Below are 12,711 nucleotides of genomic sequence, written 5' to 3' on the forward strand. Positions count from 1 at the left end.
CGACAAACTATGCAGTAAAAAAAGAAACATCCGGGCGGTATATATGCTGCTACGGCAACGCGGCTTTGGCAAAAGCCTCCACCAGCGCCGCCGGTTCCTCACAAGTCATGGCTTCCGACATAACACAGAAGCCCCTGGCGCCACTGGCCAACACCTCCCGCGCATTCTCTCTGGTGATGCCGCCAATGGCAAACACCGGCAGCGCAACCGCCTGGCAGACTTGCCGCAATAGCGACAGTCCTCTGGGGGGAATTCCCGGCTTGCAGTCGGTGGCATAAATATGTCCGGCAACAACATAGGCAGCCCCCAGAGCCTGGGCCTCTTCAGCTTCGGCAACCGAATGGACAGATGCACCGACAAGCAGGGGGCGCTCGCCGGCTTTATAAGTCCGTAAAGCCGGCAGCGACAAATGCAAATGGCTCAGCTTCAGTTTTTCCGCGACTATACCGTGTTGATGAAGAATCAGCAGCACCCCGTAACGGTCACAGATTTCCTTTACCTCCCCGGCCAATCGCTCATAGGACGGCAAATCCAAATCCTTTTCCCGGAGCATCACCGCATAGGGCCCGGCCTGAGCCAATTGCTGAATACGGTGCAAAAAATCCTCCTGGCAAAGCTGGCGCCGGGTTACACAAATCAGCATCGGCGCGCTACACTCGCACATAGTCGGTATAGACCGGTTGAAGGCCTCTGCCGAGAATCATTTGGTGGACCTGCTGCACACTGCGCGGATCGGCAATCTCAAATTGCTCATCACCTTTTTCCTCAGCGGTGTGCCCCCCGACACCAACACTGACCCCGGCAGAGATCTTTGTCGCAGCCATGCCGATGACATGGTCGCGGAACCAGGCCCGCTCCCGGGTAGAAATCGTAATACCCGCAAAGGGCATGAACAGGCGGTATGCCAGCATAACCTGCAGCAATTGCCTTTCGTGAACGTCATTGGCATGGTTCTCCGCGTTGTTAATATAGGGCCGCAAGCGGGGAAGCGAGAAGGAAATCTCGGCCTGCGGGTATTTTTGCTGAAGATAATAGGCGTGCAAACCAACAGCAAAAGCATCTTTGCGAAAATCATCCAGCCCCAGTAAAGCGCCAAAGGCTACACCGCGCATTCCTCCCCGTAAGGCTCGCTCCTGGGCATAAAAGCGATAAGGGTAACTGCGTTTCGGCCCGCGCAAATGAACCTGTTCATACTTACCGGGATTGTAGGTCTCCTGATACACACAGACAAAGTCGGTGCCACACGCATGCAAATACGCGTATTCATCAGTGTTCAAGGGATAAATCTCGATCCCGACTGTCGAAAAATACCGGGCCGCCAAAGTAACGGCCTCACCAATATACTCAACCCCGGACCAATGACGGGATTCGCCGGTGAGCAGCAAAATTTCCTTCAGTCCTGTTGCCGCTATTGCGCTTAGCTCTGCTTCCATTTCTTCCAGGTTCAGCTTGCCCCGTTTAATGCGGTTCCGGCAGTTGAAACCACAGTAGGTGCAATGATTCTCACAATAGTTGGCAATATACAGCGGTGTAAACATTTGAATCGAGTTGCCAAAATGCCGCCTGGTCTCTGCCTTGGCCTTCACCGCCATAGCTTCCAAATAAGCTGCGGCCGCGGGAGACAGGAGAACTCCGTAGTCCTCAAGGGAAAGCCGTTCCTGCCGCAGCGCCCGTTCCACATCGTTACCCGTATACTGCCGGTACTCATACTTTTCTACCAACGACATGACTTTTTCCATTAAACCGGAGTCAATGACCTCCATCCCTGCCATATACTCCATATGATTTCCATAACCGGCCATCATCAGCACTCCTCCAAAAACCCGGTTAACGGACTGGATGCCTCTGCCCGGCCATCCAAAACACGTCCCAAACCGGCCAGATAAGCCGCCCTGCCGGCCTCAACAGCCTGTTTGAAAGCTCTGGCCATTTGGGCCACATCGCCGGCAGTTGCGATAGCCGTATTGCACATCACGGCAGCCACGCCCATTTCCATGGCCTCGCACGCCTGGGACGGCCGGCCGATTCCGGCATCAACAATGATGGGCAGATCGATCTCCTCCACCAGAATCCGGATAAACTCTTTGGTGCACAACCCCTTGTTGCTGCCGATCGGCGCCCCCAGCGGCATAACCGATACCGCCCCTGCATTAACTAAATCCCGGGCCGCATTCAGATCCGGATACATATAGGGCATAACCAGGAAGCCCTCTTTGGCCAGAATCTCCGTAGCCTTCACGGTTTCGTAGTTATCTGGCAGCAGGTATTTCGAATCATGGATGACCTCCAGTTTGATAAAGCTGCCACAGCCTATTTCACGTGCCAGTCTGGCAATCCGGACAGCTTCCTCTGCATTTCTGGCACCCGATGTATTGGGTAAAATCGTGATTCCTTCCGGGATATACTCCAGAATATTCTCCTCACCGCCAACATTGGCGCGCCGCAAAGCCAGGGTCACCATTTCCACTTCACCGTGTTTTATCACCGCCTGGGTCATTGCCAGCGAAAACTTACCTGAGCCTAAAATCAACCGGGACTGAAATTCATGTCCCCCAAGCACCAACCGATCGTTCATGGAAAACACCTTCCTCCTCTTTTTTCTTTTCTGTTAACAACTTTAAAATTTAACCACCGCCTACAAAGCTGACGACTTCCAAGCTATCTTCATCCGTAAGCCGGGTAGTCTCATACTCTGCTCTGGCGACAATCACCCCGTTAAGCTCCACCGCAATCGTTTTGCCATCAAATCTCTCTGCCAGTAAAAACTCGGCTAAGGTCTGATCTTGTTTTAGCAGAACTGTCCTGCCATTTAATTTCATTGCTTTCTCTCCCTTCGAGCGCACTCCCCACAACTTTCACCAGCACTGAGGCGCGCAAAACATCTATTCTGTGAAACAAAAAAAGCACAAAATGAGACTGACACCCTTTTGGTGGTGTCCCCCATTTTGTGCTTCTTTCATTTTCTTCCAGTATACCATATTGTCCACTGCAAAGCAAGCAAAGACAGCCGTTTGCTACCCTTGCAGCCAGCAGCAACCACTACGCAGGAATCCCCGGATATTATGCCTTTTTAACAAATTCGGATTTTAACTTCATCGCCCCAAAACCGTCAATGTGACAATCAATATCATGGTCGCCTTCGACTAAACGGATATTTTTTACTTTTGTTCCTATTTTTACGGCCGATGAACTGCCTTTTACCTTGAGGTCTTTGATTACCGTTACAGAATCGCCATCCTGCAAAACATTCCCATTGGCATCTCTGACAACCTTTTTGCCTTCATTATTTTCACTTTCCGCCCCTGCTGCCCACTCATGGGCGCATTCCGGGCAAACCAGCAGACTTCCGTCTTCATAGGTGTATTCTGAATTGCATTTTGGGCAATTAGGCAAATCATTCATATTTTCATTTTCTCCCATCATTATTATTAATTTCATATACTACCACAGTTTTCACATATTGACAAACCCTATACCTTTTTTACTCAGGCTGGAGGTCTTGCAACAAAGCCAGGAAATGCCTGCTGCTGGCAGATAAATTGCGATTCCGGACCCAGACAATTACCGTTTGCGTTGATACACTGGGTTCGACAATGGTTTTATAAATCAGCTCCGCATCGGAACTTAACACCTCGGTCGATTTAGGAACCAACGCCATGCCAATCCCCAGTTTAACCCAAAGTATGTTGAGTAAAATTCCGTCACAGAGACATACGATATTCGGTGCAAACCCGGCTTTTTCGCACCATTCTTCAACCATGGCCTGCCATCTTCGCGGAATAATCAAGGGCTGACCGGCAAGCTCAGCCAGCCGGATAACTTCAGGATCTTCGCCGCATTGGCAGCCATCCCGTTTCATGGCAATCATTAACGGCTCGTCAGGCAGGGTAATGGATTCATAAATCTCCGAATCAAACGGAGCCCGGATAATACCGATCTCAATAACCCGATTGTCCAATAGTTCTAAAATTCGATAGCCATCACCCTCCCATAATTGGAAGGTAACATCAGGGTATAAATCATGGAACCGGGAAAGCAAATTAGGCAGCAAGGTGGCCCCTGACGTAGTCACCGTCCCGATCGACAGGGTCCCGGCCAGGTTTGAATTCAATTCCGTAATTTCTTTAACCGTACCATCAACAAGCCCGAGTATTTGTTCTGCCCGCTCCCGCAACAGCTGCCCTGCCTCTGTAAGCCGTATCCTGCGGCTGCCGCGCTCAAACAATTGCACCCCGAGCTGTTCTTCCAATTGTTTCATTTGCTTGCTCAGGGGCGGTTGGGCGATATTAAGCCGTTTAGCGGCATTACTGATATTGCCTGCCTCCACAATGGCATAAAAGTTCCTCATGTCCCGAATATCCATTTACACACCCCTTACTATATTTTTTTGGTATATAATACATATATTTTTAATAGTTTTATCATACCTTTTAGTATGCTATAATTGCAATAATTAATCGGACGAATAAATATTTTAGCGCAATACCGTATTCTACTCTCCGGAACACGGTTAACGATTGGGGACTTTGTAATGAGTAGCTCAACTGCTGTTTCAAAACAAGTAAATAACCACGATATACCGGCGGCCAAGCCTTCTCTTTGGAAAAAGCTTGGCAACATCCACCTGCTGTTACTAACGGTGACTATATTCTGGGGAACCTCCTATGTGGCTGCCAAAATCGGCATGCACGAGCTGCTGCCTTTAAACCTGGCGATCGTCCGCTTTGTGATCGCGGCGGTATTGTTCGGTCTTATTCTGCTGGTAAAGAAGGGCAGTTCCCGGCTGGATACCAAAGACCTGCCCCAGTTTTGCTTTCTTGGTTTTTTCGCCATTACGCTCTATTTCCACATTCAATATACGGGACTGTTGTATACAACCAGTACCAATGCCGGTCTTATCATGGCAACCGCCCCCGCCTTTGCCGCTTTATTCTGCCTGTTTACCAAAAAAGAAACCATAACGAAGTGCAGCCTCTTAGGAATCAGTATTGCCTTTTTGGGCGTGTTATTAGTAATAACCCAGGGGCAAATCAGCGGCCTGTTCCAGCAGCGGACATTTTTAGGCGATAGCCTGATTCTCTTAAATGCGCTCATGTGGGCCTGGTTTACACTCAAGAGCAAAACCGTGTTAGAAAAATACAATCCCTTTGTCGCCATGGCCTATGTCCACATATTCGGCGCCATATTCTTACTGCCGTTTGCCTTTGTGCCAAGTGTATTTGCCGAAAAAACCTTATGGCAGCAGCTGCCGGCAATCAGCGCCACTACCCTGCTGGCTGCCGTCTATCTGGCTGTGTTTTGTTCAGTCTATTCCTACTTTGTCTGGTATGTGGGGATCGCCAAAATCGGTGCGGTAAAAACGGCAACCTACAGTTATTTTAATCCGCTGATGGCTACACTGGCAGGCGTAGCTGTGTATGGCGACCTGTTGACCATCTACACCGGGTTAGGCGGCTTATTAGCCATTGCCGGTGTCTATATTACCAATCAAAAAAAGGCTGACCGCTCTCCCGGCTGCCAGCAAAATTGAGGAGGTATTTCATGAACTCTGTATTTACCGGCAAAGAAAACTGCTGCGGCTGCAGTGCCTGTCAGCAAATCTGTCCCGGCAGCGCCATTGCCATGGAGCCGGATAAGGAAGGCTTTTTATATCCTGTCATCAATCAGGCTGCATGTATTGATTGTGAGCAATGTGTTCAGGTTTGTCCACTGATAAAAGAAGGGAATGCCAAGGAACCGGTCTTCTCGAACGTATATGCCGCCAAACATAAAGCCGACGACGTAAAAATGACCTCTACCTCCGGCGGGGCATTTACCGCTCTGTCGGATTATATTCTCAAACAAAATGGCGTGGTCTACGGCGTTGATTTTGAGGAAAACTTCAAAATATGCCATAAAAAGGCCCGCAATGCCCAAGAGCGCGACCGCTTCAAAATTTCCAAATATGCGCAAAGCGATTTGAAAGATACCTTTGCCGACATTGAAACCGATCTTAGCCACGGAACACCGGTATTATTTACAGGAACACCCTGTCAGACAGCAGGGTTGCGCAGCTTTATCGGCGACCACCCGGCGGCGAAAAACCTGTATGTCTGTGATATCATTTGTTATGGTATTCCCAGTCCGCTGATATGGCAGGAATATCTCCGGCATTTAGAGGTTAAATACGGTAATAAAATTGAGAGCGTGCATTTCCGCAGCAAGGTGTTTGCCTGGAACCGCCCCAATAGCAACAGGAATTTTATGTGTACTACGAAAAACTGTCCTCAGCCGCATGTGGAGGATGATTACTATACCCTGTACTTTTCCGCCCGCACCATCATGCGGCCATCCTGTTCCCAATGCAGATTTACCGACAGCAGACGGGCCTCCGATATCACCATCGCCGATTATTGGGGCATTGAAAAATATATGCCGGAATTTATGGACAGCAAGGGCGTATCCCTGATTTTAATAAATTCCGCCAAAGGAAAAATGCTGTTCGAACAGGTTAAACAGGATCTTGATTATGCAGAGCGGCCGGCAGCAGAATGCTTAGCCGAACAGCAGCGTCTCCGCGAGCCTGTCAAATTCCCCGAAAACCGCAGCCAGTTCTGGGAGGATTATTATACTCACGGCTTCCCTTATCTGATTGACAAGTATGTAAATAACATTGACTGACAAGCACAAAGACTCATTGACAGTAGTCAATGAGTCTTTTACTGTTTTAACTGCGTCCGCAAAGCAATCACTATATGCGATTATAATTGGTTGTCCCGTACTGTAATTATTTCTTTCTGCCGGCAACGATCTTCGCCCGTATTGCCTGGCGCCTTTCCTCGTCTTCGCGGATGAGTCTCTGCCGTTCGAACAGGGCCCGTACTGAAGCGGAGGCAAAGGCCGGGGCCTGATAACCGCGCTTGGTCAGCGGCATGTCGGTTGTAGCAGTCGGGTCTTCCCCGTACAGCGTGACTGAATTGAGATAGTAGGTATTGCCCGGACCGTTGATTTCATAGGCGGCTTTGGTCTGAAGGAGGGTAAGCGCCTCACCGTTGTTCACCTCCTGGGCACACAGGTCGACATACAGGCCCCTGGCCAGCCAGATGCGGTTGTTGTCATTGGCCAGTACGGCAAAGACCGCCCCCTGATTGGGGAAATACGTCGGAAAGAACCAGACCCCTGTCAAATAATCAGGCTCAACATTACCGGCGGGAAACTGGAGTACCTGACCGTTAAGCTCGTTATAATTCGGGTCGAAGTACCCGGCCAATACATAGGCGTTGCCGTCATTCGTAAAGGTGATATCCCGCAATTCCGGCCCTTCGCCCAAAACCGGTGTCAGATCAGTGGCCATAAACGCCGTCGCAAATGTTAGCCCGGTGGGATCACCGGTATCGGCAAGATCAATAACATCCAGCTTGGAGCCCGGGTTGGGCACGCCGCCACCCTGCTTGCCGCCGATACTGCAGACATACAGCTTATTGCCATACCGCTCCAGCGTAAAGGCATTGCGCCCCAGATTGAGGTTGTAATCCACCGTCGACACCTGTTGGGTTCTTCTGGTCTCGCTAAAGGTTACCAGGTCGATCTCCACTACCGTGCTTTCCTTGTAGTTCGGGTTGACAGCCCATAAATCATCGACGGTAATAAACAGTCCGTAAAGCTTGTTGACGGCAATATCGGCGTTCAGCGCCACCCCGTAGCTTTTGTCGGCGGGATAGGACGGATTGGCAAAGGTATAGGCCGCAGTCTCCACATAGGGCGAACTGCCGGTCATCGAGATTTTCGCGATTTTGGCATTGTCAAAATCAATAGCGTACAGGAATCCCCCGCCCACGACGGCACCGTAGACATTCAGAATGCTCGGCCAGTCTGCCGGCTGATTGACGGTATGACTGACCGCCCAGGTTTTGGCGTCGCGGATTTCAATAACAGGGGGTAATACATTGATCTTTCCACCTACTACGCGTTCATATCGTGACTGAAACAGCAGTATCTTGTTATCGGCGCTGCCGTCCTTAAACCAGTAGCTCCTGGTATCACCGCTCATACCTGTGGCTTTGTTGCCTTCCACACCGATGGCGGTGGTTTCGTCCCTGAGGATACCGGCTCTGCCGAACCCCTCTTTAAAATTGTTCGTTTTAGTCCCCCAGCCATAGGTTTGATCCACCGTAGTCACCGCAAGCCTTGTTCCTGCCATGTAATAAACCTCCTTTACCTGTTTTAACTCAGAAGTAAACCACTTGTCTGCACCGGTAATATCCTGCCTACCGGCATAGGCACTCGCCTCCTTTCGCTAACCAGATTGCGATCAATACCGCCCGGCCGTTAAGAAAGCCGACCGTAGAAGAATTGCGCAGTCATTTGTTAAAAGAGATATTGCATCGTCAGATAATAGGTCCTGCCCTGCAAGGGATAATAGATACTCTCACCCTTGCCAAGACTGGTGGAATCACTGGCTGTTTGAATATAATCGCGCACGATTTCCGGTCCCTGATTAAAAAGATCATTTATGCCGGCATTCAGTTTGACCCGGCTGTTGACCGCATACCTGGCCCCCAGATTAGTCAGCCCGTACGGCTCCTGCCATTCACCATACCCTCTGCGGTCCACCCCGATCGGCGTTTTGCCGGAGTAGTGATGTTCGGTGAACACCGACAGACGGTCGCCGGGGAAGCGGTAGGTCAGGCGGGCATTGCCCTCCCATTCCGGGATATAGGAATAGGGCGAGCCTATCCTGTACGGCGCAGGATTGGGAGCGCCAATCAGCGCCAGCGAGTCGCGATATCCCAGAATTTCGGTCCGGGTCCAGGTTGCAGCCAAAGTAAGATCCCAGCGAGCCCACTTGAAACGGCTCTCCAGCTCCACGCCGCTGGCCTTGCCGTCGCCGCCGTTGTTGTAATAGGAAATGCCGGTGGGTGTGACATTGAGCAGCATCAGGTCATTGGTACGGTTGGAAAAATAGGTCAGCGTGACATCGGCCTGTGACCCCAGCGCCCGCCCCTGCCAGGTAACGCCGGCGTCCCAGTTCAGGCCGTGCTCAAAGTCCGGCGGCGGGAACTGGTCCGGCGTCGGCCGGAGCGAACCGCCGTCGCCGAAGATTTCATAGAAGTTAGGGAAACGGTGGAAGGTGCCCCAGCTGCCGCGCACTGTCCAGTGGTCGTCAAATTTCTTCTTTGCACCGATACCGAAAGAGTATTTCCAGGCATCCTTGCCGTCTTCCTTATAAGCCGTCATGTCCAGCTTATCCATTTTAAAGACCGGCGTCAGCTGGAAGGTGCCGGAGCGGTTGAGCTGCATGGTATCCTGCAGTTGCAGGCGCCAGCGGTCAATCTGATAATATTCCAGCCATTTATAAGCGCCGATGGAAGTATCCCGGCCACTGCCGGTGCTGTTGCCCGGGTCTTCCTTATACTTGGCCAGCCCGGACAGCTCGGTATCCATCCGCTCACGGGAATAGCCGGCATACAGTTCTAAGAGATGGCTGTCGCCCAGCTTCCAGGCGGCGTCCAGGGACCCGCCGAGCCGTTTGCTCCGGAGGCTGCTCCAGGCCTGGCCGGGATAATAGGCCCGGCCGATAATCTCCTGCAAGCCGCTGCGCCACTCTTTATCAGAATCCCGCCAGTCGACCTGCCAGCCCCACTCCAGATTGCCGGCCTGCTGCCGCCGGCCCACCGACAGGTCGGTCTGCCGTATCTCCTGGTAGGGAGGGTGCGCACGATTCAGCCGGTATTCATTGTCAAGATCACTGTCTTCGCTGCCGGCATACCCGGCAAAATGCCGGAACTGGTCTTTAACAGCCAGCTTGACCTGCCAGTGGTCGTCCTGCCATTTGAGCAGCCCGTCGGTCAGGTGATAATCATTGTTGCGCCGGGTCCGCCGGTCGGCTGTCAGCGGCCCTGAGCCGTACATGGTATTAGGATGATAGCGGTTGGTATAGCTGAAATCGCCGTCGCTCTGGTCGCGGTTGACAGCCAGAAGCAGGCTGCCCTCACCGAGCGGGGCCGACATCTCCAGGCTGCCCTTATAGCCGCCGAAGGAACGCAGGCCGGCCGCTAGCGAGCCGCCGCTCTTGCCGGGCTTTTTGGTGACAATGTTGATGACGCCGCCCATCGGCGCACCGGCGAAACGGGCCGGGACGTAGCCGCGGTAGACTTCGATGCGGGCAACATTGTCCATCGGGATGGCCGACAGGTCAACACCGGTTTCCGAGGTCAGGTTCAGTTCCACGCCGTCCAGATAGATGCCGACCTGGGCGGCCGTACTGCCCCGGACCCGGGCAATGCTGTAATTGCTGGTGCCCCGGACCTTCTGGATGTGGACGCCGGGCACGGTTTCGAGGTAATCAGGCAGCGTCTTCTGCTCTCCCTGGAAATCGTCCGGCCGGATGACCGACACGGTGCCGGGCGAGAGGTCCTGTTCCCAGGCAGGGCGCGGCGCCTCGACCGTCACCGCCGCGAAGGTATAGGCTCCCGGTTCGGCAGGCTCAGCCACAGGTTCTATACTATCCGGTCTGGCAGGTGGCCAGCCGGTGTTCGGGGAAACCTTGTCTGCCGGTGCAACCGCCGGAGTACCAGGCAGCTGATTATTATTTACTCCAGCCTCGCCCCCGGGAGCCGGGGGCTGGTACTCAATAGCTCCGGACGCCTGGAGACTGCCGGCCGGCCGGCTGCTGCCGTCCCCGGCTGCAAGTGCCGTAACGGTTGCCGCCGCGACCGGCTGAAAATCGTCGGCGGCTTTGCCGGCCTTAGCCGGCAGTCCCCACTTCCAGGACAGGCCGCCATTGATCTGCCAGTCTTTGCGGACATCACCGCCGGTGGACTTGCTCACTTCCAAAAACGCCGTACTGTCGCGGGCGGTTTGCAGCCTGGCGCCAAGGTTAAATTCCAGCCAGGAGTCCCGGCTGGCGGCGGCCCGCAGGGTCTCACGGTCGCCGGAGAAACGGGCTTCCAGCTTGCTGCTGCCGAAATCATGCAGGGCGGTGACAGCGGCGTAAGCGTGGCCGCGGTGCTGTTCATCGCCGAACGCCTTGCCCACGGTCACGCCCAGCCGGCCGACCACCGGCCTGTCTGAGGTCTGCCTGACCGCTAGCTGGTTAGGCAGTTCGTAGCTTACCCGGTCAATAATGCCGACTGCTAAACCGGCCTGAGGTTCATAATACCAGCCGCCGGGCAAGTTCCGGCGATAGCCGTACCGGGCGCTGATACCGCTGGCCCAGCTGCCATACTTGGCCGAGTTGGCGCTGTCGCTGTCATGAAACCGGTAGTCGTTTTCGATCTTCGTCATCCGGGCAGCGAGATCCAGATAGCGGCCGCTGTGACCGGTCCAGGAGGCATAGGCGCCCATGCTCGTGCCGGTCAGGTCTCCCCGGCCGGTAGCATAACCGGCATCGGCACTTGTCCGGCCAAACATTACGCCGTAGTACAGGGTCCCGTTATAGAAGTCGCCCTCCCGCTCCTTGTCAAGCCCGGCCTGCAGCCCGTCATAGCTTTGGCTGAAGCCGCGCCCGTACGCGCCGCGGCTGTTCAGTTTTCCCCGGAAGCTATGGGCCCAGACGCCTTCGCTTACCGGCCTGTCCGCCGCACCGGCAAGGGACGGCGCGCCTGTATTGCCGAGATGACGGGCATGCAGTTCATCCATACGGGTGAAGAGATTGCCCTCTTCGATGCGCCAGATATTGCGAAAAGCCAGTTGGGCGTCACTGGCCATCTTGCCGGATTCGGAGATGACACCGGTATTGTAGGACTTTACCCCCAGCAGGATCGCTTTGCCGGGCTGCAGGTTGTTCCAGTCAATAACCGGCACCAGTTCGTAAATCCGCAGCGGGCCGTCGATAAGTGATGCCTGCCCCAGCACATTAACCTGATTGTAAGCAGTGCTGCCGGCCGCGCTGAGGTCAACAACCATATAGTTGTACTTATAAGCAGGCGTGGTCATTTCTATTGGCCGCATGAAAACCCCGCCCGCGCCGCGTACTATGGTCTTATAATTGGGATCATAGGCAGACTGAACATAGATGGTGCCGCTGCCGGTCAGCTGTTTAACGGTAACACCGCCTATCTGGATGGTTCCGCCCGTGCTTTTGACATGGGTATTAATGCGCAAAACAACGTCACCGGACAGATTCAGTTTTTCCACAGTCAGGGCTATGGGCTTTATACTGGCCTCCTTAGCAGGCGTGGGTTCCTGATATCCCTGGCTGTTGCCCTTCCAGGCCAGGTCAAGCATACTGCCGCCCGCCAGCGTAAGCTCGGCGGCAGTTATATACGAGGCCCTGGCCGGCACATCCATCGGCCGCCATCTTTCGCCTGCCAGCAGCACAATCGTCGCATTGTACCTTTTAGGGTTAGTCGGAAGAGTCCCGGCGCCACCCATGGTGGCTGTCGATTCGTAGGTATTATAGCCGTCGACCTCTCCTGTTGCCGTCCACGTGCCGTCTGCCGGCGTTGTAAACGCAGCCGCCGTATGGATAAATGACGCAGCCAGATTCAGCGCCAGCAGCCATCCCAGGCTGAGTACCACGCATTTGGCGCCGCGCACGCCGCTGCTGTAGCGGACCGATTTCATCCGGCCGGTGTTTTTCGCCAGTTCGGACACCACCTGCCAGCAGGCGCGTGCCCGGTTCCAAATGATTTTGTAGATGTGGTTCAAAAGCGATCATTCCTTTATCCCGTTCTTTCCTCTCTGCATAGTAGACACTAAAAAAAAAAACACTCCCCTTTGGGAAGTGCT

General features: G+C 53.5%; 10 protein-coding genes. 2 read left to right on the top strand and 8 right to left on the bottom strand.

Going from position 1 to position 12,711, the window contains the following annotated elements; genetic code table 11:
• Positions 1–49: 49 nt before the first annotated feature.
• The 6 genes from SPSPH_RS19540 to SPSPH_RS19565 form a co-directional block, all read right to left on the bottom strand.
• The gene (locus tag SPSPH_RS19540; RefSeq protein ID WP_338736249.1) at positions 50–664 is read right to left on the bottom strand and encodes a thiamine phosphate synthase; all 615 of its coding nucleotides are present in this window, start codon (positions 662–664) and stop codon (positions 50–52) included.
• On the bottom strand, positions 651–1,805 hold the full coding sequence (gene thiH, locus SPSPH_RS19545) for a 2-iminoacetate synthase ThiH (RefSeq protein WP_075757681.1): 1,155 nt from the start codon (positions 1,803–1,805) through the stop codon (positions 651–653). Before thiH ends, SPSPH_RS19540 begins: the two co-directional genes overlap by 14 nt.
• Complete coding sequence (locus SPSPH_RS19550; RefSeq protein WP_075757680.1) at positions 1,805–2,575, bottom strand: thiazole synthase; 771 nt, start codon at positions 2,573–2,575, stop codon at positions 1,805–1,807. Before SPSPH_RS19550 ends, thiH begins: the two co-directional genes overlap by 1 nt.
• Before the next feature lie 49 nt (positions 2,576–2,624).
• Positions 2,625–2,819, bottom strand: a complete 195-nt coding sequence (gene thiS, locus SPSPH_RS19555; RefSeq protein ID WP_075757679.1) for a sulfur carrier protein ThiS — start codon at positions 2,817–2,819, stop codon at positions 2,625–2,627.
• Positions 2,820–3,060: 241 nt separating this feature from the next.
• Positions 3,061–3,402 (bottom strand): zinc ribbon domain-containing protein YjdM, encoded by a 342-nt coding sequence (locus SPSPH_RS19560; RefSeq protein ID WP_075757678.1) that lies wholly within the window; start codon positions 3,400–3,402, stop codon positions 3,061–3,063.
• A 79-nt stretch (positions 3,403–3,481) separates the two neighbouring features.
• The gene (locus tag SPSPH_RS19565; protein ID WP_075757677.1) at positions 3,482–4,363 is read right to left on the bottom strand and encodes a LysR family transcriptional regulator; all 882 of its coding nucleotides are present in this window, start codon (positions 4,361–4,363) and stop codon (positions 3,482–3,484) included.
• Positions 4,364–4,531: 168 nt separating this feature from the next.
• On the opposite strand from SPSPH_RS19565, the gene SPSPH_RS19570 reads away from it, so the two are divergent.
• On the top strand, positions 4,532–5,530 hold the full coding sequence (locus SPSPH_RS19570; protein WP_075757676.1) for a DMT family transporter: 999 nt from the start codon (positions 4,532–4,534) through the stop codon (positions 5,528–5,530).
• Between the two features lie 11 nt (positions 5,531–5,541).
• On the top strand, positions 5,542–6,660 hold the full coding sequence (locus SPSPH_RS19575) for a Coenzyme F420 hydrogenase/dehydrogenase, beta subunit C-terminal domain (RefSeq protein WP_075757675.1): 1,119 nt from the start codon (positions 5,542–5,544) through the stop codon (positions 6,658–6,660).
• A gap of 106 nt (positions 6,661–6,766) precedes the next feature.
• Here the strand turns inward: SPSPH_RS19575 and SPSPH_RS19580 are convergent, their stop codons facing one another.
• Complete coding sequence (locus SPSPH_RS19580; protein WP_075757674.1) at positions 6,767–8,179, bottom strand: hypothetical protein; 1,413 nt, start codon at positions 8,177–8,179, stop codon at positions 6,767–6,769.
• A gap of 167 nt (positions 8,180–8,346) precedes the next feature.
• Positions 8,347–12,630, bottom strand: coding sequence for a TonB-dependent receptor domain-containing protein (locus SPSPH_RS19585; RefSeq protein WP_075757673.1), 4,284 nt, complete (start codon positions 12,628–12,630; stop codon positions 8,347–8,349).
• Between the last annotated feature and the right edge of the window lie 81 nt (positions 12,631–12,711).

Origin of the sequence: Sporomusa sphaeroides DSM 2875, from assembly GCF_001941975.2 — a bacterium.
In the GTDB taxonomy this organism is placed as follows: Bacteria; Bacillota; Negativicutes; order Sporomusales; family Sporomusaceae; genus Sporomusa; species Sporomusa sphaeroides.

Excerpts from the sequence above, each read along its gene's own strand:
- SPSPH_RS19540 (WP_338736249.1), bottom strand. The coding sequence starts at position 664 with ATGTGCGAGTGTAGCGCGCCGATGCTGATTTGTGTAACCCGGCGCCAG.
- thiH (WP_075757681.1), bottom strand. The coding sequence starts at position 1,805 with ATGATGGCCGGTTATGGAAATCATATGGAGTATATGGCAGGGATGGAG.
- SPSPH_RS19550 (WP_075757680.1), bottom strand. The coding sequence starts at position 2,575 with ATGAACGATCGGTTGGTGCTTGGGGGACATGAATTTCAGTCCCGGTTG.
- thiS (WP_075757679.1), bottom strand. The coding sequence starts at position 2,819 with ATGAAATTAAATGGCAGGACAGTTCTGCTAAAACAAGATCAGACCTTA.
- SPSPH_RS19560 (WP_075757678.1), bottom strand. The coding sequence starts at position 3,402 with ATGAATGATTTGCCTAATTGCCCAAAATGCAATTCAGAATACACCTAT.
- SPSPH_RS19565 (WP_075757677.1), bottom strand. The coding sequence starts at position 4,363 with ATGGATATTCGGGACATGAGGAACTTTTATGCCATTGTGGAGGCAGGC.
- SPSPH_RS19570 (WP_075757676.1), top strand. The coding sequence starts at position 4,532 with ATGAGTAGCTCAACTGCTGTTTCAAAACAAGTAAATAACCACGATATA.
- SPSPH_RS19575 (WP_075757675.1), top strand. The coding sequence starts at position 5,542 with ATGAACTCTGTATTTACCGGCAAAGAAAACTGCTGCGGCTGCAGTGCC.
- SPSPH_RS19580 (WP_075757674.1), bottom strand. The coding sequence starts at position 8,179 with ATGGCAGGAACAAGGCTTGCGGTGACTACGGTGGATCAAACCTATGGC.